The organism is Blautia sp. HCP3S3_B11 (genome assembly GCF_052064435.1).
Taxonomy (GTDB): Bacteria; Bacillota; Clostridia; order Lachnospirales; family Lachnospiraceae; genus Blautia_A.
In genome coordinates this window covers 140377-160451 of record NZ_JBQHVP010000006.1, presented here as the reverse complement: position 1 = coordinate 160451, position 20075 = coordinate 140377, and the positions used below count along the sequence as shown (strand labels likewise).

Sequence of the window (20075 nt, the reverse complement as noted above, 5' to 3'; positions counted from 1 at the left end):
TACGCCTCCTTCCTCCGCCTTGAAATAAAAAAATTTATCCTGCAAGATTGTTTCAAGAATCAACTTGTCGGCACACTAGCGCATACACCATTTGAGATTTGCAGCATATTCTAAGAGCAGAAATCTCTTAAAGGAGTATCTGCATGAAAAATAAAAAGTGGATCGCGCTGGCAGCTGCTGTTGTGCTTGCTGTAACTGCACTTCCTGTGACAGCATTTGCAGAGAAAAAAGACAGCACAGATGATAAGATGCTTACAAAAATCACTTTGAACGAAGTAGCACATTCTATTTTCTATGCTCCGCAGTATGTGGCAATTGAAAAAGGATATTTTAAAGATGAGGGGCTTGATCTGACGCTTATAACTGGATTTGGGGCAGATAAAACTATGACCGCAGTCATATCTGGTGAGGCAGATATCGGATTTATGGGCGCAGAAGCATCTATCTATGCCTATCAGGAAGGAGCTACTGATCCTGTTGTAAACTTTGCACAGCTTACCCAGCGGGCCGGGAATTTTCTTGTGGCAAGAGAAGAAATGCCTGATTTTAAATGGGAAGATCTGAAGGGCAGAAAAGTTCTTGGCGGCCGAAAAGGCGGCATGCCGGAAATGGTATTTGAATATATTCTGAAGCAGAATGGCCTTGACCCTCAGAAAGATCTGTCTATTGACCAGAGCATTGACTTCGGCGCTACTGCGGCTGCTTTTACAGGAGATGATTCGGCAGATTTCACCGTAGAATTTGAGCCGTCTGCTACTGCTCTTGAAAAACAGGGCGCAGGATATGTTGTTGCGTCTCTTGGCGTTGATTCCGGTTATGTGCCTTATACTTCTTACAGCGCCAAAACCAGCTATATGGAAAAAAATCCTGATATCATGCAGAAATTCACCAATGCTCTGCAGAAAGGTATGGACTACGTTCAGAGCCATACTCCAGATGAGATTGCAGAAGTAATCGAGCCTCAGTTCCCTGAAACAGATCTGGATACCATCACAGCCATTGTAAAACGTTATTACGATCAGGACACCTGGAAAGAGAATCTGGTGTTCGGGCAGGATGGTTTTGAACTGCTGCAGAATATCCTGGAAGATGCAGGTGAACTGAAAGAACGTACACCGTATGCAGAACTGGTCAACACAGAATTTGCGCAAAATGCTTCCTGATGATTTGCTTTCTCTGATCCTCCTGTAATTTTAGCCCGATATTCGTGTCTTCTCATCCGTTCCTTCATATTGTCAGAGATTTTTGACTTGATTCAGTCAAACCATAATCTTATATATACTTTGAGTAACAGGTAGTAAAAAGAACCATATTTTAACTCCAATTTTGAGAAACGCAGACAGAATTTCGTCATTTTGTCCTGCGTTTTTCTTATGTCTTTTGACAGTTTGACGGAATCCCCGGATACTGGTTACGGCTTTTCGTCAGAATGTCAAAAAACCAAAAAAATCTTTGTACGATTCTTCCCTAGCCATCCCCCCTCCTTTTCGCTATACTGTCTACAGATGAAAAAACGAGTAATCAATCAGCAAAAACAATATGAAATAATTTTGGAGGAATAATAATCATGGCAAGCTTATCATTACAGCACATTAACAAAACTTACCCAAATGGTTTCCAGGCAGTTAAAGATTTCAATCTGGAGATCGAAGATAAAGAATTCATCATTTTCGTAGGACCTTCAGGATGTGGTAAATCTACTACACTTCGTATGGTTGCCGGTCTGGAAGAAATTTCCAGCGGTACATTAAAGATTGGTGACAAAGTTATGAACGATGTAGAGCCTAAAGACCGTGATATCGCAATGGTATTCCAGAACTACGCTCTGTATCCTCATATGACAGTATATGATAACATGGCATTCGGACTTAAACTTCGTAAAGTTCCGAAAGACCAGATTGACAAAGCAGTTCGTGAAGCTGCAAGAATCCTTGACCTTGAGAAACTTCTTGATCGTAAACCGAAGGCTCTTTCCGGTGGTCAGAGACAGCGTGTTGCTATGGGACGTGCTATCGTACGTAATCCTAAGGTATTCCTTATGGATGAGCCTCTTTCCAACCTGGATGCTAAACTTCGTGTACAGATGCGTATCGAGATTTCCAAGATCCACCAGAGACTGGGTGCTACAATCATCTATGTAACACATGACCAGACAGAGGCTATGACTCTTGGTACCAGAATCGTTGTTATGAAAGACGGTGTTGTTCAGCAGGTAGATACACCTCAGAACCTGTATCAGAAACCAGGCAACTTATTCGTTGCAGGATTCATGGGATCTCCGCAGATGAACTTCCTTGACGCTGTTATCTCCGAAAAAGGTGGCAACCTTATCGCTAAAGTTGGCGAGCATGAACTGGTTATCCCAGCTGCTAAAGCAAAAGCTCTTAAAGATGGCGGCTATGTAGGTAAAACAGTTGTTCTCGGTATCCGTCCGGAAGATATCCATGATTCTCAGATGTTCATCGAAGCTTCTCCAAGCGCACCGATGACATCCGTAGTTAAAGTTTACGAGCTTCTCGGAGCTGAAGTATTCTTATACTTCGATGTAAACGGAACTCAGGTTACAGCACGAGTTGATCCTCGTACAACAGCTAAAACTGGAGATCCGATCAAATTCGCATTTGATATGGAAAAATCTCATTTCTTTGATAAAGAAACAGAACTTACAATCTGCAACTAATTTTAGGAATCTTTTAATAAACCCGGGGAGTTTTCCCCGGGTTTTTATGTTATAATATAGAATTGAATTGGTTGCCTGATTACCTCAATCAGACAATTTACGAGGATTGCTATAAGCTGACTCATACCCCAAAAGAAAGGACTGACCTAATGAAAATACAACAGATTTTACAGAAATGCCTGACAGACTGGAAAAATATCAGCCAGCTTGATTTCTGTCTGCTGGATTCTGATAACCATATCTTTCTCTCTACCTGTGATAAAAAACTTCCTGCAGAATCAAAACTGGAAGAATTTCGCCAAAGCAGTGCCCTGTGTGTTTCCAATACAAGCTGCTGCCTGTATAAGATCATGGAGAACCATTCCATCTCCTATATTCTGATCGTATGGGGAAAAGCAGAAAGTACTGCTACCATCGGAGAGCTGGCCGTATGCCAGGTACAGAGTCTCCTGGCTGCCTATGCAGAGAAAAGCGACAAGAATACCTTTATGCAGAATCTTCTCCTTGGTAGTTATTCTGATGTAGATGCCTTTAACCGCGCCAAGAAACTGCACATTGCAACTTCTGTTCAGCGTGCCGTATTTCTTGTGGAAACCAAACAGACCAAGGATGAGAACGCTCTCGCTACGATCCGGAATATTTTCTCTGCCCGTACCAGAGATTTCATCACAGCTATTGATGATACAGGGATTATCATCATCAGAGAATTACAGTCTACAGAAACTTATGAGGATCTGGAATCAATTGCATATATGCTTGTAGATATGTTAAATACAGAAGCAATGACTTCCGCATGGGTTGCCTACAGTAATCTGGCAGAGGATATTTCCAGGCTTCCAGACGCATACAAGGAAGCACATACAGCCCTTGAAGTAGGCAAGATTTTCTACGCAGATAAAAATGTATTCGGATATAACCAGCTTGGAATCGGCAGACTGATCTACCAGCTTCCTGTTTCCATATGTGAAATGTTTATCGACGAGATCTTCAAAGAGGAAACTCTGGATTCTATTGACGAAGAAACCCTGATCACCATCCGTACCTTCTTTGAAAATAACCTGAATCTCTCCGAAACCTCCAGACAGCTTTATGTACACAGAAATACTCTGGTGTACCGTTTCGAAAAACTCCAGAGAAAATTCGGACTGGATATCCGCGCGTTTGAAGATGCACTGACATTTAAACTGGCGATGATGGTTGTGGACTACATAAAATATTCTAAGAATCATCCGTCATAGATTTCTCAGACAATTTGATAACATCCATCCGCGTGATCAAACCGGCAGACTCTTACAGCTACGTGGCTACGCGATTCTACACCGAATAACTGCTCCGCAGGGACTTACTTGATTCTGTTAAAAAAGCGTTATATCTTCACCAGAAATCTCTGTTGAAAATACAACGCTTTTTATTATTTCTTATATATTCTATTTCGCTTCTTTCAGCAGCATCAGATGCTCTTCCGGAAAATGAATATATTTCGGAACTTTTGCATGCGGATCTTCCTCAAAATTTCCTTTGGGACACATCCACCAGACCGGCTGACAGTCTCCGCCTTTCTTGTTCTTCAGTAAATACTGATGTTCAAAGGTCGTTTCAATATATTCCACAACTTCCACTTCCATGTGGTTCTCTCCGCCTTCAGATGCACCTTTCATCCAGTGACCGCGGATTCCCACATGCGTAACATCATCCGGCACCACATCTTTGGTCTGCAGCATCAGATCCCAGTCCACTGCATAAATACTGTGTTTTCCCATTTTCTGTACAGTTGAGAAATTTTTACACCCTGTCAGTCTGGCTGCCTGCAGAATACCGGGTCGTTCAAAGAGTTTCTTGGTTTCTCCTGTAGTAAGTGCCTGACCGCTGTCCAGAATTGTCAGATGTCCGCAGAACTTGTAAGCCTCATCACGGCTGTGAGTGACCAGAATCATATCACCTGTGTACTCATTAAGAAAGTTCTGCATATCACGCTGCATGATATCTTTCAGATATCCATCCAGTGCTGAGAACGGTTCATCCAGAAGGATGACTTCCGGTTCTCCGATCATCATTCGCGCCAGTGCGACACGCTGCTGCTGACCTCCGGAAAGCTGGCCCGGATAACGCTTCTCCAGCCCGTTAAGCTGATAACGCTCTATGTAATCTGCCACTTTTGCCTTAAGCTGTTTCTTATCCCCTCTGTATCCGCATGCGATATTCTTCTCTACAGTCATGGTAGGAAAAAGTGCATAGTTCTGAAAAAGATAGCCGACCTTCCTCTCCTGCGGTTTAAGATTGATTTTCTTTTCTGAATCAAAAAGAACTTTATCATTTACAACAATTCTTCCTGAGTCCGGTGTCTGGATTCCTGCAATACAGCGCAGAGTCATACTTTTTCCGCTTCCGGATGCTCCAAGGATCCCCATTGGAGAACCATCACTCTCCAGCTTTACTTTCAGAGTGAAGCCATGAAGTTTCTTCTCAATATCCACACTGACTGCCATTACATCCACCTGCCCATCTTCATTCCCTTACCGGAAACGATATTGATCGCCACAACGATCACAAATGAAATGATCAAGATCACAACTACCCAGAAACCGGCCATGCCATAATTTCCTGCCGCAGTCTCCGAAGCAATGGCAACGGAAACGGTTCTGGTCTTGCCAAGAATGTTTCCTGCGAGCATGGATGTAGCACCGTATTCTCCGATTGCTCTGGCAAAGGCAAGGACTGTACCGGATGCGATTCCGGGTCCTGCTGTCGGCATGACAACTGTCCAGAAGATTCTTCTGTCACTCATGCCAAGTGTCTTGCCTGCTGCGATCAGATTCACATCCACCTGTTCAAATGCAGCGCGTGCATTTCGATACATCAGTGGAAACGCAATTACAGATGCTGCGATCACGCAGCCCTTCCAGGTCTGTACGATCTTAATGTCAAAATTATCCAGCAGAAATGCCCCGAACGGACGTCTCAGACTGAACAGCAGAAGCAGAATGAAACCGGCCACTGTTGGGGGAAGTACCAGAGGCATGGTCAGGATACCATCCAGTATGCCTCTGGAAACAGGTTTCATCTTCATCACCAGTCTCGCAAAGAATATTCCCAGAAAGAACGCGATCACAGTAGCCGCGAAACCTGTTTTCAGAGAAATCCATAAAGGACTCCAGTTTATTTCTGCCAGAAATTCACTCATTCTTATTTAGCTTCCTCTGTTGTCTCTGTCTCAGCATTTGTTTCTGTGTCATCTGTTTCTTCTGTTGTTTCTGCATCTTTATCATCTGTTTCGGAAGCATCATCTGCTTTGTATGCTGTAAAGCCATATTTCTCAAACACTTTCATAGCGTCATCAGATTTGATGTACTCAAGAAATGCTTCTGCAGCTGCTGTATCATCTTCAGATGCCTCTTTGTCTTCGATAAGGCCTACCGGATAGCGAACACGTGTCTTCAGTGCATCTGCCGGAGCTTCTGCGATAACGTCTACTTTATCTGCAACGGAAGCTGCATCTGTAGCATAAACGATACCGATCTCATTACTTCCTTCACTTACTGCAGCAAGAACTTCAGATACATTTTTACCTTCATTGATTTCCATCTTATTTACTTCATCTGTAATTCCAAGATTGTCGAAAATTTCTCTGGAATACTGTCCAACAGGAACGCTGTCACCTGCAAGTGCGATGTTGGCTGCATCTGTTATGTTTTCGAATCCTGTAACTTTTGTTTCTCCATCCTTAGGTTTGATCAGAACGACTTTGTTCTCAAGGATATCTTCTACAGTATCTTTCTTAGCCAGATCTTCGTCTACCAGAGCGTCCATCTGCTTGTCAGCTGCTGAAAAGAAGATATCACAGCGTGCGCCTTCTTCGATCTGTGTCTGTAATGTACCTGAGCTGTCTGCATTGTAGAGGATTTCAACATCAGGATATGTCTCATTGAAATCTTTCTGGATTTCCTCCATTGCATTGCTTAAGCTTGCTGCGATGAATGTGTTGACTTCACCTTTTAAGTCTGTATCTGCTGCGAAAACTCCTGTGCTGAACATTCCTGCACTCAGTACTCCTGCCATCATTGCTGCAATTAATTTCTTTCTCATATTTTTACCGCCTTTCATTTAGTTTCGTTTTGTTTTATTCAGTTTTGTTTCCTTTTGTATCTATTGTACAGAACTTTTGTATTCTTGTCAATTTTATTTGTATATGTTATCATGTAAATGATAGCAGATTGAAAGCCTTATTTTTATCGGCAAAAACAACTTTCCGGCCTTTGATCGGGTATCAGATAAATCGTTACTGTTCACTCCGTTCTCAGTAACGCAGCCAAAATTCATTCCAGATTGCCTGTGGCAATGGAATTTTGGCTTGTATGTCTCGGGATTTTGGCATATCCATGCCAAAACACCTCGCGGGATAGTGGAGTGTGAACAGTAACGATAAATCTATAGAAAAAAATAATAAACAGTGAGGTAATTATCATGAAATTAAGCGCACGTAATCAGTTAAAGGGTAAAGTAGTAAGTATTAATAACGGAGCTGTAAACTCCATCGTTTCAATTGATATCGGCGGCGGAAACATTATCACAGCAACCATCTCCTGTGCAGCAGTTGAAGAATTAAACCTGAAAGTAGGTTCTGATGCTTATGCAGTGATCAAGGCTACTAATGTCATGGTAGGTATTGATGAATAAACTTTACACAGCTCAGGAGGTCGCAGATCGTCTGAAGATCAAAAAGACGACGGTCTATGAACTTATCAAGCGCGGTGAGCTGGAATCTTCCAAAATCGGAAAACAACTCAGGGTCAGCGAAGAGCAGTTGACACAGTATCTTAACAGAAGCAGTTCCGGCAATTCCGGAAGCGGGCATGATATTCCATACACTTCTGTTAATTTTGAACCTGAGAGCTCTCTGCTGAAGAGAGATTATCTGCTTCATTCCAGTGGTATCATTTTAGGCGGCCAGACTTCTGCCGCCCTGGAGCTTCTTCTCGGCAAAATGTCCGCTCATCCCGATGGACTTCCTGTCCTGCAGTCTCATATGAATGACTATAACGGACTTTATTCCCTGTATTTCGAAAAGGCACATATCGCTGCTACCAGTCTGGATATAGATGATATCCGTCACCTGGTTCCCGGAATCCCGCTGATACTTCTTTCTTTATATAAATACTCTGTCGGCTTCTATGTACAGGCCGGAAATCCTGAAAAGATTTCTTCTGTGGAGGACCTGACGGATCCGAAAGTTGTTTTTATGAATCGTGAAAAGGGAAGTGCCCGCAGGGTTTATCTGGACCGTCTGTTGAAAGAACGGGGAATCTCTTCTGAAAAAATCAGCGGATACAGAAATGAAGCTGTCTCTGATATGTCATCTGCATCTGCTGTTTTTGAGCACAGAGCGAATGTTGCTTTTGGAGAAGAAATGATCGCACGTTACTTTCCGGGACTTGATTTCGTCCCTGTGACTGATATGCAGATGTATCTGGCAATTCCTGCGGAATCTGTGAGAAAGCCGGGGTTCTCTGCTCTTGTGGAAATTGTACAGTCTGAAGATTTCAAAACTGAGATTCATCATCTGACAGGTTATGATACCTCTTATACCGGCGAAATGATCTGCATATAGGAAACCTGTAACATAATAAAAAGCCCTGCTGTCCGGGATATACGCTTATGACGTACATGCCGCTTATACAGTAAGGCTTTTCTTATGCATTATTTACGAGGACTGCTATAAAAAGGTTACTGTTCACTCCGTTCACAGTAACGTAGCCAAAATTCATTCCAGATTGCCTGCGGCAATGGAATTTTGGCTTGTATGTCTCGGGATTTTGGCATATTCATGCCAAAACACCTCGCGGGATAGTGGTGTGTGAACAGTAACATAAAAAGTTCTTTTTATAACATTAACCAAGAAGTGTTTTTCCGATAAAGTATCCAAGCACCAGAATGCCAAGTGCGATTCTGTACCATCCGAATACCTTGAAGTCATGTTTCTTTATGTATCCCATCAGGAATTTGATCGCGATAATGGAAACTACAAATGCTACTACCATTCCCACAATCAGGATCATTACCTCTGTTCCCGTGAAAGAGAAACCGAATTTCAGGATTTTCAGCAGACTGGCTCCGAACATGACCGGGATTCCCAGGAAGAAGGTAAATTCTGCTGCTACTGTACGGGAGGTTCCTGCAAGAATACCTCCGATAATGGTGGAACCTGAACGGGATGTACCCGGAACTACGGAGAGTACCTGGAATAGACCGATGATGAGTGCAGTCTTAAATGACAGATTTTCCAGATTTGTACAGGTTGGTCTTCTTCTCTTGTTATAATTCTCAATGACAATGAAGAGGATACCATATACGATCAGTGCAATGGCAACTACTACATAGTTATTAAATTTCTCTTCAATGACATCATTAAACGGAAGCGCAATAACAATCGTCGGTATACAGGCTACTATAATTTTAAACCAGAGTACCCATTTCTCTTTATCACAGAACTTCTCCACAAAAGCAAGAATTCCTCTGGACACTGCACCATGCCTGTTAAGCACTGCCTGCTGTTTCTTTGAAATTGGTCTGATATAAAACGGCCACAATTTGTTCCAGTAGAGAACTACAACCGCAAGGATCGCACCAAGCTGGATCACTACGAAAAACAGATTTTTAAAATCCTCTGTCACATTCAGTTTCAGAAACTCATCCACCAGGATCATATGTCCGGTACTGCTGATTGGGAGCCATTCTGTGATTCCCTCCACAATCCCAAGGAAAATGACCTTTAACAGTTCAATAAAATCCATAATCTTTCCTTTCTTACAGCATTCATCTATTTTCTTTTATCTGCTTATATGATTATATTACACACCATGATGCCAGCACAACTGTAATTTGCAATTTTCGTACAATAGCAATTCTCATATAAGATAAAATATGACAGCAGCTGCCATCTTCCACAAAGAAAATGCAACTGCTGTCTTTTCATTTTATACTATATCATTTATCTGCTTTAAAATTATCTTCTTGCGATCGTAGCAATATCAATAAGAGATAAATTATTCAGGTCTGTGTTCTCAAGACTGGTTGCCAGTGCTTCTGCTGTATCCAGAGAAGTAAGGACATTGACACCTGTCTCGATGGCGTTACGTCTGATGACGAAACCATCTTTCTGATGTTCTACACCCTGTGGTGGAGTATCAATGACAACGTCGATCTTATGACCAAGGATAAGGTCCATAAGGTTCGGTGCAGGCTGCTCCAGCTTATTTGTACGGATGACTTTGATTCCGTTTTCTTTGAGGACTTTTGCAGTTCCCAGTGTAGCATAGATTCTGTATCCAAGTGCTTCGAATCTTCTTGCGATAGGGATGATATCCTGTTTGTCTTCGTCTTTAACAGTGATGATCATGTTTTTGTGTTTCGGAAGACGGATACCAGCTCCGATAAATGCTTTGTAAAGCGCTTCATTGAATGTCTCAGCAATACCAAGGCACTCACCTGTTGACTTCATTTCCGGTCCAAGGCTGATATCAGCGCCGCGGATCTTCTCAAATGAGAATACAGGCATCTTGATCGCATAGTGTTTTGCTTCCGGCTGAAGTCCCGGTTCATAGCCCATATCTTTCAGCTTGTATCCAAGGATTACTTTTGTTGCAAGCGGAACGATCGGAATACCGGTTACCTTACTGATGTACGGTACAGTACGGCTGGAACGCGGGTTAACCTCGATTACATATACATCATCTCCAAGAACGATGAACTGGATGTTGATCATACCGATTACATGAAGAGCTCTGGCAAGACGTCTGGTATATTCTGCAATTGTCTCTTTTGCTTTCTCACTGATGGTCTTTGCCGGGTATACAGAGATACTGTCACCGGAATGGATTCCGGCACGTTCGATATGCTCCATGATACCAGGAATCAGGATATCCTCGCCGTCGCATACTGCATCGACTTCGATTTCCTTACCCATCAGATATTTATCAACAAGGATCGGGTGCTCCTGTGCGATCTGGTTGATCACACCGATATACTCTTCTACGTCCTCATCGCTTACAGCGATTCTCATGCCCTGACCACCAAGTACATAGGAAGGACGAACCAGAACAGGATAGCCCAGCTCATTTGCTGCTTTCTTAGCTTCCTCAGCAGTAAATACTGTCTGTCCCTTTGGTCTCGGGATTTCGCATTTCTCAAGGATCTCATCAAAGAGTTCTCTGTCTTCTGCTGCATCTACGTTCTCAGCAGATGTTCCGAGAATCTTAACACCCATCTTTGTAAGTGCTTCTGTAAGCTTGATAGCTGTCTGTCCACCGAACTGTACGACTGCTCCGTCCGGTTTCTCGATATTTACAACGTTCTCAACATCTTCCGGTGTCAGAGGCTCGAAATACAGTTTGTCTGCGATATCAAAGTCTGTACTTACTGTTTCCGGGTTGTTGTTGATGATGATCGTCTCATAGCCTTCTTTTGCAAATGCCCATGTACAGTGTACGGAACAGAAGTCGAACTCGATACCCTGACCGATACGAATCGGACCGGAACCAAGTACCAGGATTTTTTTCTTATCCGGTGTTGCTACCGCTTCATTCTCTGTACCTTCATCACCGTATACTGAGTAATAATATGGTGTTGCTGCTGCAAACTCTGCTGCACAGGTATCAACCATCTTGTATGCTGCCTTGATCTGGTATTCTTCACGAAGAGCTTTAATCTCTTCTTCTGTTTTACCTGTCAGGCGGGCAACGATGTAATCCGGGAATTCCATGCGTTTTGCTTCAAGCAGAAGCTCTTTTGTAAGCTTTCTTGTCTTGAGGGCATTTTCCATTCCGACGAGGATTGCAATCTTATCAATGAACCAGATGTCAATCTGAGTAATGTCATGAAGCATGGACTGTGGCATGCCACGGCGGATTGCTTCTGCAATCTTCCAGATTCTGCGGTCATCTACGATTTCCAGCTCTGCAAGAAGTTCCTCGTCTGTAAGCTGTGTAAAATCGTAGGACATCAGGCTGTCTACGTGCTGCTCAAGAGAACGGATGGCCTTCATCAGGGCACCTTCGAAGTTATGGCAGATACTCATAACCTCACCTGTTGCCTTCATCTGAGTAGTAAGGGTTCTCTTTGCAGTAATAAATTTATCAAATGGAAGTCTCGGGATCTTAACTACGCAGTAGTCAAGCATTGGCTCGAAACTTGCATATGTTTTTCCTGTGATCGCATTCGGAATCTCATCCAGTGTGTAGCCCAGGGCTATCTTTGCTGCAACCTTTGCGATTGGGTAACCGGTTGCTTTACTTGCAAGTGCGGAAGAACGGCTTACACGTGGGTTAACCTCGATTACACAGTATTCAAAGCTGTCCGGTTTCAGAGCGTACTGAACATTACATCCACCTGTGATTCCAAGTTCTGTGATGATGTTCAGGGCTGAAGTACGGAGCATCTGATATTCTTTATCTCCCAGTGTCTGAGATGGAGCAACTACGATAGAGTCACCTGTGTGGACACCAACCGGATCAATGTTCTCCATGTTGCAGACTGTGATGCAGTTTCCTGCGCTGTCACGCATTACTTCATATTCAATCTCTTTCCATCCTGCGATGCAGCGCTCTACCAGAACTTCACCTACACGTGAAAGACGGAGACCGTTTTCCAGAATTTCACGAAGTTCATATTCATTATGAGCGATACCGCCGCCGCTTCCGCCGAGTGTGTAAGCAGGACGGAGAACTACCGGATAACCGATGGTATTCGTAAATGCAAGACCATCTTCTACTGTTGTAACAACCTTGGATGCTGCAATCGGCTCACCGATCTTCTCCATGGTATCTTTAAATTCCTGACGGTCCTCTGCCTTCTTGATGGTCAGAGCTGTGGTACCGATCAGTCTTATATTGTGTTCTTTCAGGAAACCTTTCTCATCCAGCTCCATGGCAAGGTTTAATCCCGCCTGGCCGCCCAGTGTAGGAAGGACGCTGTCCGGTTTCTCTTTCAGGATAAGCTGTTCTACTACTTCTACTGTCAGAGGCTCGATATAAACTCTGTCAGCGATATCTTTATCTGTCATGATGGTTGCAGGGTTGGAGTTAAGAAGAACAACCTCAATGCCTTCTTCTTTAAGGGAACGGCATGCCTGTGTTCCTGCATAGTCAAACTCTGCTGCCTGGCCGATGATAATCGGGCCGGAACCAATTACAAGTACTTTTTTAATGTCTTTATTTCTTGGCATTATTTATTTCCTCCCATCATATCCATAAATCTGTCAAACAGGTAGCTGGAATCCTGCGGTCCCGGGCATGCTTCCGGATGGAACTGTACAGTAAAGATGTTCTTTCCTTCGTATGCCATACCTTCGTTTGTTCCGTCGTTTACATTGATAAATGCAGGTTTTGCAATATTCTTCTCCTCAAGTCCCTTGGCATCTACTACATATCCATGGTTCTGGGAAGAGATATAAACGCGTCCTGTCGCAAGGTCTTTGACCGGATGGTTTCCGCCTCTGTGTCCGTATTTCATCTTATGGGTATCTCCGCCTGTTGCAAGTGCCATCAACTGATGTCCAAGACAGATTGCAAAGATCGGAACATCGGAATCATATAATTTCTTGATTTCTTTAATAATAGAAGTACATTCCTTCGGATCTCCAGGACCGTTACTTAACATAATGCCGTCCGGATTTGCTGCAAGAATCTCTTCTGCCGGTGTCAGTGCCGGATAAATGGTGACTTCGCATCCTCTCTTATTCAGGGAACGTGCGATGTTTCTCTTTGCTCCAAGATCAAGAAGGGCTACTTTCGGACCATCACCTTTTAAGATTTCTTTCTCACGGCATGTTACCTTCTCTACTACCTTACCTGTTGTATATGCTTTTAACTGGGGGATAATTGTATCTAAATCGTAATTTTCATTGACGGTGATCATACCGTTCATGGTACCTTTCTCACGAAGGATCTTCGTTAAGGCTCTGGTATCAATTCCGGCAATACCTGGAATATCATGCTTTGTTAAGAAATGCTGAATCGTGTCCACGCTTCTGAAATTACTTGGGACACGGGATAATTCGCGGACAATAAAGCCGTCCACCCATGGTTTTGATGACTCCTGGTCATCATAACAGATTCCGTAGTTCCCAATGAGGGGATAGGTCATACATACTGCCTGTCCTGCATAGGAAGGGTCGGTCATTACCTCCAGATAACCGGTCATGGAAGTATTAAAGACGATTTCGCTGATAACGTCTCTTGTCGAACCAATGCTTGTACCTTTAAACACATGGCCATCTTCTAATATCAGAAATGCTTTCATACAATCTCCCTTTCTTATCTTTATATTGTGTCTATCACTTATTTTTTCCTAAATCTTCAAGATTGTATCACAGCAAAGTGCTTTTTTCAACCTTATAAGATACTAAAAATAATTAAGTTGATATCAAAAACTTTTTTGTAATTTCAGGCAGATCCGATCACATACATTCACTGCTTTCTCATATCCAACTACCTCTATAATTTAAATCATCCTCTTCTCTGTGCAGCTCTACACCGAATAACAGCTCCGCAGTTTATCAGAAGAAGCTTGCACTTCTACGTAACAAATTGTGCGTTTTGAGGATACTGTAAAAAAAATTAAAAAAATTTTAAAAAAACTATTGACTTTTATCCATACATCGGTTATTATAAATGAGCAGTCGCGAGAGAGCGATTGATAAATAAGAAATGCAGAAGTGGCGGAATTGGCAGACGCGCAGGCTTCAGGTGCCTGTGGTAGCAATATCGTGTGGGTTCAAGTCCCATCTTCTGCATTGTTTTTTATTTATGGGAAGTCTTTTAACAAGACTTCCCATTTTTCTTTTATATACCAGAATATGTTTAAAAAATCATTTCTGCAATCTGTATACTATCTACACCAGAGCATGCCTGAAAAAAGACTTTCTGTAAGATATGCGTCACATTTGCAACAGGTTTGTCTGAATGAAGGCAATATAACAGGTTCTCTCATGATACAAAAGACATCAGATATCTGTATGTCTTCCATGTAGTCTCGTTATCGTAATGCGTTCCATCTGTCGTTCGATATCCATTTTTCTTTAAATAAGAATAGAGATCCAGATATTTCACATTGGCAACTTCATTTTTCATCCTGGAATTAAATTCTTCGATTTCTTCATTTGTCACATAAGGATCCTTAGTCACCTGTCCCACTGCCACAATATACACATTCGCTCCTTTTGCTTTCCACTTTGGTACCTCTTCATTTAGCAGGCTGATATAGTTTGAAATATTATATACATCATTTACACCAAGCCAGATAAAAATGTCCTCATTTCCTTTCATCTGTTCCTGTAGTTCTTTCAGTGCTGTATCTCTGAGCCATTTATATCCCATACCAACTTCACAGATCCATGTGATCTTATCATTCTCAACAACATCTTTCATCATATCTGTTCTTGAATCTCCGATCATGACCGTTGTTCGCTGAACCGCTTTTGCAGAATCACTTGATTCAGAGCATACTACATTTCCCTGATTTTTTACATATGCCCGTATTTTGTAATAATAAGTCTTTCCACAGACAGCTTCTGTGTCAAGATAACTAAATGTACTATTACCGGAAATCACTTTGATTCTCTTATATCCACCATTCATTTTTTCTGATCTGAACACCTGGTATCCCTGTGCTGAATTGATTTTTTTCCACCGCACAGAAACTCCTTCTTCTTTTACTTGTGTCCGGGTAATAACTGGTTTTCCGGGTGCTGTTTTTATCTCTAATATTTTTGAAAACGGGCTATACAAAGTTTCACTGCCCGATTTCAGATAGGAACGTATTTTATATGTATATATTTTATCTGTAGAACCTGTCAGTTTAAAACTCGTGATATTCTTGTCTTTAATTCTGCCCACGCATTTATACTTTCCATAGGCTTTATAGTATAAAAAAATATGATATCCGGAAGCCCGCTTTACTTTATTCCATGTAAGCATTACTTCATTTCCACTGGCCTTTCCACTCAGCACAGGGGTTTCCGGTTTTTTGGCAGCACCATATACTGCTGTTATCATTCCTGTCTGCAGTATCAGCATCATTACAAAACAAATGGTTATTTTATACCCGAATTTAAAAAGTTTCTTCAAAAATATCCCTCCTATTCCCTTCAGCCGGATATCAGTGCTCCGCTTTCGCCGGCTGTCTGAGAGCAGTGTAAGAAACAATCCTGCCCGGAGGGCTTTTTATATCATGGAAATTACTCCGTAATGTTCCTGTGATACAAAAAGCCGGCTCTGTAAAAGATATCTGCTTTCACATCTGCCGGCTCTTAAATGTCATTTATTTAATTTTTATTTTCTTTACAGAACTGTAGTCTGTATATACTTTCTTTCCATTTACAGTTTTGTAAGCGCGTGCTCTGAAATAATAAGTCTTTCCACTTGTAAGTCTCTTGGATGCACTCTTTTTAGTTGTTCCTTTCGCTAATTCTTTTTTAATAGAAGTTTTTGATGTTCCATAATATACATCGTATCCTTCTACATCCGCAGCACTCCAGCTGGCAGTTACATATCCTTTTTTAGATGATTTCACAGTAACTGTTGGTTTCGCTGATGCAGCTTTTGCTTTCACCTCTACTGAGTTAGACCAGGATTTGTCATTTTTATTCTTATCCTGAATCTTTACAGTCGCTGTAAGTTTATATGTATAACTTGTTCCTGCAGTAACTGTTGTGTCATCATAGGTCTCGCCGAATTCAGGATCGTCAAGTTCTCCTTCGCCCCATGTTTTAATCGTTGTATATGCGCCATTTCCTGCTTTTCTCTCAAGCTTATAAGTAGCATCCTCAGAGCTGGAGCCAATACTTAATGATATCTGGTTCCATGATGTGCCTGCTGAAGCTTTCGCCTTAACCATCTTTACTTTAGATGCCACTTTTGAATCACAGCTGAACTGCTGTGGCTCACTGATCCATTCCGGTGTGAAATCTACGGAAGATGTTTTGCTTAATGTATTTCCATCAAGGAAAAGTGATGTTGCCTGACATCCTTCTGTCGCATTGGATAATGCCAATGTAGTGATCTTATTATTTCGCAGATCCAGGATTCCTTTAAATCCGGCACAGTTAAAGGAAGTAATCGCATTGTGAGATGCATCAACCTCTGACAGATTCGGAAGTGCCTCGCTGTCTCCGATATTCAGTCCTGCATTTGCCTGAGTTTTAAATTTGTTGTAACTTGCATCAACATAATCTAAGTTCTTCAGATATTTCTTTGATGGCATTGTTACTTTTGTCAGACTGTTGTTAGAATATCTTACTGTCTGCAGGCTTGTACATTTGCTGAGGTCTAATGTTCCGCTTAAGCTGTTCTTACTCAGATTTATGGCAGTCAGTTTGGTATTCTTTGTCAGACTTACCGTTTTTAACTTATTGCCGGAAGCATACAGTTCTGTAAGAGCTGTAAATCTCTCAATGCCTTTCAGATTCGCAACGCCTAATCCTGTTATATCGATTTTGGTAACAGCGCTGATTTCTGAAGCAGCAAGTTTTTTATCTTTGTTAGTATCAATATTGTCTAAAATATACTGACGGAATTTCGCATCTGGAAAATTTGTAGAATTGACAGCTACTGCGGCAGTTGCCTCTGCTGCATCTGACTGAAATTCAGAAGTATCATCTACATCCGGAGTCTCTTCTCCTGCATCAGTTGTCTGTTCTGCCACTGCAGATGTATTGTCATCAAAATCAGCTGCATTGACACAAACACCTGAAGTCATCATTGTTGCACTGATCACACTTGCGACAAATAACTGATATAATTTTCTGTTTTTCATCTTTACCTCTCCTGTTCCTGATTTTTAGGTTACTGTTTACTTCGTTCCCAGTAACGGTTTTTGTACCCTCTGATACGATATAAGGTTATCATATACCCCTGTCTTTTGCAATACATTTTTAATTATAATGTAATTTTTTTACAATTTTGTAAAATTCAGGTTACTGTGCATTGCGAAGTGTGTTGCCGGACACGGAATGAGCAATAACAGACTCAGGTTACTTAATATTCGCTGTACTTAGGGCACATACGGGAAGCCGCTGTATCGAAATTAATAAATGCATTTCTCTGGCAGCGGCTTTCTTCTGTTATTTATCTGTATCTTCTTCTGTTACTTTTTCTGCTTCCGGTTCTTCCACTGTCTCTTCTTCCACTGTTGATTCTTCCACTGGCTGTTCCTGTGCTGAACCTGCTTCTGCAGACTCTTCTGTTTTTGGCTCTTCTGGCTGTACTTCTTCTGCCTGCGCTTTCTCAGTCCCACAACTCCCATCTTCAGAGTCTTCCTCAGAAGATACCGTGTCACCCTCTACATCCTTTGCCGGTTCCGGAGTCGGACATGGAGTTCCGCAATATGGACAAAAGCTTACATTGATATCAACTTCCCGCTCGCAGGAAGGACAGATCTTCTGCCCTTTTATATTGGCAGCACTGTCTTTGTATTCTCTGACTTTCAGATAGTGCTGGTCGATTTCCTGGCACAAAGCGCTCAGTTCACTGTCAATTCCATCACCCTGAGAGTGTCTTCTGTAAATGACATCACCGATATCCACCTTAATCTTCTCAATAATGCGTTCTTCACCGGCAATCTTATTTCTGATTTTCTGTGCTTCGATGCCCTGTTCTGCGCGGGCGCCTAATTCTTTGGTGGCCTTTCCGATTTCTTTGGTTGTTTTTGAAAGTGTTTTAACCAATCCGTCAATAATTTCTGCTGCCATAATATCTGCCCCTTTCCAAATTAATTTACAGTTGCTTATTCATCTATAATTACCCGTTGTTTCGCGGCTACAGCCAAACGGATATTTACAATCAGTGAACGCCCTCCAGCAGTACAGGTCCCTGACCACGAAGAAGGATTCTCGGACCCCCATTTCCTTCTATGTATTCTTTCGTGATCACTACCTCACCTATGCTGTCATCCTTTGGAATCTCATACATGATATCAAGCATGTATTCCTCCAGAATCGCGCGAAGTGCTCTGGCACCTGTATCTTTCTTTAATGCCTTTGCTGCAATCGCGTGAAGTGCTCCGTCTTCAAACTCCAGTTTTACTTCATCCAGTGCCAGAAGCTTCTGATACTGCTTAAGTATCGCATTCTTAGGCTCTTTCAGAATCTTCACCAGCATATCCTCAGTCAGGCCATCCAGAGTGAAAATAATCGGAAGTCGTCCAATAAATTCCGGTATCATTCCAAAGTTACGGATATCCTCCACGGTTACTTTCTGAAGAATATGTGGATCATTGTCATATTTGTCTTTAAGATCTGCATAGAAGCCAATGGATGCCTGTTTATTCAGTCTTTCCTTGATGATGTTCTCCAGATCCGGGAAAGCGCCGCCACAGATAAACAGAATATTACGTGTATTTACCGTTACAAGCGGCACCATCGCATTTTTGCTGTTTGCTCCTACCGGGACTTCCACTTCACTTCCCTCAAGAAGTTTCAGCATTCCCTGCTGCACAGCCTCACCACTGACATCTCGCTGATTGGTATTCTTTTTCTTCGCGATCTTATCGATCTCATCAATGAAAATAATGCCATGTTCTGCACGCTCCACATCATTGTCTGCCGCCGCCAGCAGCTTGGAAACAACACTCTCTATATCATCACCGATATATCCGGCTTCTGTAAGAGACGTTGCATCAGCGATAGCAAGCGGTACATCAAGAAGTTTCGCGAGTGTCTTTACAAGATAGGTCTTACCGCATCCGGTAGGTCCGATCATCAGCATGTTGGACTTCTCGATTTCGATCTCATCCATAGTGTCCGTCGCCACACGCTTATAATGATTGTAAACAGCCACAGACATTACTTTCTTAGCCTTGTCCTGACCGATCACATACTGGTCAAGAGTTTCTTTGATTTTATGCGGAGCCGGAATATTCTTAAGATCCAGAACCGGCTTCTCCTCTTTCTTTTTTTTCCTGGCCTTCTTCGGCTGCTGAACAGGATTCTGGAAACTGCTCAGATCGATCATACTTACATTAGGCATATTCAGAAGATCTGAATAATTAAATTTTCCGTCATTGAACTGCTGATTCATAGAATTAAAGCTCTTCTGCATACAATCTGTGCAGACGTGGATATTATTCGGCAGTTCAATCATCGGGCCAGCCTTACTCTCCGGTCTGCGGCAAAGGAAACAGAATTTCTCTGCTTTATCTTTCTTCTCTTCTCCATCATCTGTATCGTTATCTATTATTTCATCATCATTATAGTTCTCGCTCATAATGACTCCTTTCTATGCTTATTCACATTCAAAAGCAAATTATACCCAGTTCATTAATAGACACCTGTCCGTGGTTTTGATTTGCTTATATAGGATTATACCATACTCTGTCTCCATCACAAAATAAAACTTTTATAAATAAC

At 42.1% G+C, this 20075-nt stretch carries 15 protein-coding genes and 1 tRNA gene; 6 read left to right on the top strand and 10 right to left on the bottom strand.

Translation table 11 applies throughout. The annotated features are described in order from the left end of the window. Nucleotides 1-143 precede the first annotated feature (143 nt). The 3 genes from ACTNC0_RS06395 to ACTNC0_RS06385 all read left to right on the top strand — a co-directional run bounded on the left by ACTNC0_RS06395 (nt 144) and on the right by ACTNC0_RS06385 (nt 3918). Nucleotides 144-1163 (top strand): ABC transporter substrate-binding protein, encoded by a 1020-nt coding sequence (locus ACTNC0_RS06395; protein WP_441086745.1) that lies wholly within the window; start codon nt 144-146, stop codon nt 1161-1163. A 404-nt stretch (nt 1164-1567) separates the two neighbouring features. Continuing rightward, nucleotides 1568-2680, top strand: a complete 1113-nt coding sequence (locus tag ACTNC0_RS06390; protein ID WP_291817702.1) for an ABC transporter ATP-binding protein — start codon at nt 1568-1570, stop codon at nt 2678-2680. A gap of 149 nt (nt 2681-2829) precedes the next feature. Next, on the top strand, nt 2830-3918 hold the full coding sequence (locus tag ACTNC0_RS06385) for a PucR family transcriptional regulator (RefSeq protein ID WP_118571965.1): 1089 nt from the start codon (nt 2830-2832) through the stop codon (nt 3916-3918). A 189-nt stretch (nt 3919-4107) separates the two neighbouring features. On the opposite strand, the gene ACTNC0_RS06380 is transcribed toward ACTNC0_RS06385, so the two are convergent. From ACTNC0_RS06380 to modA, 3 genes are read right to left on the bottom strand one after another with little or no spacing between them, the layout of a single operon-like run. Next, entirely contained in the window at nt 4108-5166 is a 1059-nt protein-coding gene (locus ACTNC0_RS06380; RefSeq protein ID WP_368197065.1) for a sulfate/molybdate ABC transporter ATP-binding protein, read from the bottom strand. Continuing rightward, nucleotides 5166-5861, bottom strand: a complete 696-nt coding sequence (gene modB / locus ACTNC0_RS06375) for a molybdate ABC transporter permease subunit (protein ID WP_441086744.1) — start codon at nt 5859-5861, stop codon at nt 5166-5168. Before modB ends, ACTNC0_RS06380 begins: the two co-directional genes overlap by 1 nt. Before the next feature lie 2 nt (nt 5862-5863). Then, nucleotides 5864-6763: a molybdate ABC transporter substrate-binding protein gene (gene modA / locus ACTNC0_RS06370; RefSeq protein WP_441086743.1), complete on the bottom strand. Its 900-nt coding sequence runs from the start codon at nt 6761-6763 to the stop codon at nt 5864-5866. Nucleotides 6764-7141: 378 nt separating this feature from the next. Between modA and ACTNC0_RS06365 the strand changes: the two genes are divergently transcribed. Both ACTNC0_RS06365 and ACTNC0_RS06360 read left to right on the top strand, forming a co-directional pair. Continuing rightward, nucleotides 7142-7354, top strand: a complete 213-nt coding sequence (locus ACTNC0_RS06365) for a TOBE domain-containing protein (protein ID WP_008706085.1) — start codon at nt 7142-7144, stop codon at nt 7352-7354. After that, the gene (locus ACTNC0_RS06360) at nt 7347-8285 is read left to right on the top strand and encodes a substrate-binding domain-containing protein (RefSeq protein WP_441086742.1); all 939 of its coding nucleotides are present in this window, start codon (nt 7347-7349) and stop codon (nt 8283-8285) included. Before ACTNC0_RS06365 ends, ACTNC0_RS06360 begins: the two co-directional genes overlap by 8 nt. A 280-nt stretch (nt 8286-8565) precedes the next feature. Here ACTNC0_RS06360 and ACTNC0_RS06355 read toward each other — a convergent pair whose 3' ends face one another. From ACTNC0_RS06355 to ACTNC0_RS06345, 3 genes are all read right to left on the bottom strand, one after another. Continuing rightward, nucleotides 8566-9468, bottom strand: coding sequence for an undecaprenyl-diphosphate phosphatase (locus tag ACTNC0_RS06355; RefSeq protein ID WP_118330630.1), 903 nt, complete (start codon nt 9466-9468; stop codon nt 8566-8568). 212 nt (nt 9469-9680) lie between these two features. Continuing rightward, on the bottom strand, nt 9681-12896 hold the full coding sequence (gene carB / locus ACTNC0_RS06350; RefSeq protein WP_118136944.1) for a carbamoyl-phosphate synthase large subunit: 3216 nt from the start codon (nt 12894-12896) through the stop codon (nt 9681-9683). Next, on the bottom strand, nt 12896-13972 hold the full coding sequence (locus ACTNC0_RS06345) for a carbamoyl phosphate synthase small subunit (protein ID WP_441086741.1): 1077 nt from the start codon (nt 13970-13972) through the stop codon (nt 12896-12898). Before ACTNC0_RS06345 ends, carB begins: the two co-directional genes overlap by 1 nt. Before the next feature lie 409 nt (nt 13973-14381). Here ACTNC0_RS06345 and ACTNC0_RS06340 point away from each other — a divergent pair. Beyond that, nucleotides 14382-14465 (top strand) — tRNA-Leu (locus ACTNC0_RS06340). A gap of 193 nt (nt 14466-14658) precedes the next feature. On the opposite strand, the gene ACTNC0_RS06335 is transcribed toward ACTNC0_RS06340, so the two are convergent. The 4 genes from ACTNC0_RS06335 to clpX all read right to left on the bottom strand — a co-directional run bounded on the left by ACTNC0_RS06335 (nt 14659) and on the right by clpX (nt 19932). Continuing rightward, nucleotides 14659-15798, bottom strand: a complete 1140-nt coding sequence (locus ACTNC0_RS06335) for a hypothetical protein (protein WP_441086740.1) — start codon at nt 15796-15798, stop codon at nt 14659-14661. A 193-nt stretch (nt 15799-15991) separates the two neighbouring features. Beyond that, the gene (locus ACTNC0_RS06330) at nt 15992-17485 is read right to left on the bottom strand and encodes a hypothetical protein (RefSeq protein WP_441086739.1); all 1494 of its coding nucleotides are present in this window, start codon (nt 17483-17485) and stop codon (nt 15992-15994) included. 307 nt (nt 17486-17792) lie between these two features. Continuing rightward, entirely contained in the window at nt 17793-18419 is a 627-nt protein-coding gene (locus tag ACTNC0_RS06325) for a DUF7575 domain-containing protein (RefSeq protein ID WP_441086738.1), read from the bottom strand. 91 nt (nt 18420-18510) lie between these two features. After that, a complete protein-coding gene (gene clpX / locus ACTNC0_RS06320; protein WP_441086737.1) occupies nt 18511-19932 on the bottom strand; it encodes an ATP-dependent Clp protease ATP-binding subunit ClpX in 1422 nt (473 codons plus the stop codon). Nucleotides 19933-20075: the final 143 nt, after the last annotated feature.

Excerpts from the sequence above, each read along its gene's own strand:
- ACTNC0_RS06395 (WP_441086745.1), top strand. The coding sequence starts at position 144 with ATGAAAAATAAAAAGTGGATCGCGCTGGCAGCTGCTGTTGTGCTTGCT.
- ACTNC0_RS06390 (WP_291817702.1), top strand. The coding sequence starts at position 1,568 with ATGGCAAGCTTATCATTACAGCACATTAACAAAACTTACCCAAATGGT.
- ACTNC0_RS06385 (WP_118571965.1), top strand. The coding sequence starts at position 2,830 with ATGAAAATACAACAGATTTTACAGAAATGCCTGACAGACTGGAAAAAT.
- ACTNC0_RS06380 (WP_368197065.1), bottom strand. The coding sequence starts at position 5,166 with ATGGCAGTCAGTGTGGATATTGAGAAGAAACTTCATGGCTTCACTCTG.
- modB (WP_441086744.1), bottom strand. The coding sequence starts at position 5,861 with ATGAGTGAATTTCTGGCAGAAATAAACTGGAGTCCTTTATGGATTTCT.
- modA (WP_441086743.1), bottom strand. The coding sequence starts at position 6,763 with ATGAGAAAGAAATTAATTGCAGCAATGATGGCAGGAGTACTGAGTGCA.
- ACTNC0_RS06365 (WP_008706085.1), top strand. The coding sequence starts at position 7,142 with ATGAAATTAAGCGCACGTAATCAGTTAAAGGGTAAAGTAGTAAGTATT.
- ACTNC0_RS06360 (WP_441086742.1), top strand. The coding sequence starts at position 7,347 with ATGAATAAACTTTACACAGCTCAGGAGGTCGCAGATCGTCTGAAGATC.
- ACTNC0_RS06355 (WP_118330630.1), bottom strand. The coding sequence starts at position 9,468 with ATGGATTTTATTGAACTGTTAAAGGTCATTTTCCTTGGGATTGTGGAG.
- carB (WP_118136944.1), bottom strand. The coding sequence starts at position 12,896 with ATGCCAAGAAATAAAGACATTAAAAAAGTACTTGTAATTGGTTCCGGC.
- ACTNC0_RS06345 (WP_441086741.1), bottom strand. The coding sequence starts at position 13,972 with ATGAAAGCATTTCTGATATTAGAAGATGGCCATGTGTTTAAAGGTACA.
- ACTNC0_RS06330 (WP_441086739.1), bottom strand. The coding sequence starts at position 17,485 with ATGAAAAACAGAAAATTATATCAGTTATTTGTCGCAAGTGTGATCAGT.
- ACTNC0_RS06325 (WP_441086738.1), bottom strand. The coding sequence starts at position 18,419 with ATGGCAGCAGAAATTATTGACGGATTGGTTAAAACACTTTCAAAAACA.
- clpX (WP_441086737.1), bottom strand. The coding sequence starts at position 19,932 with ATGAGCGAGAACTATAATGATGATGAAATAATAGATAACGATACAGAT.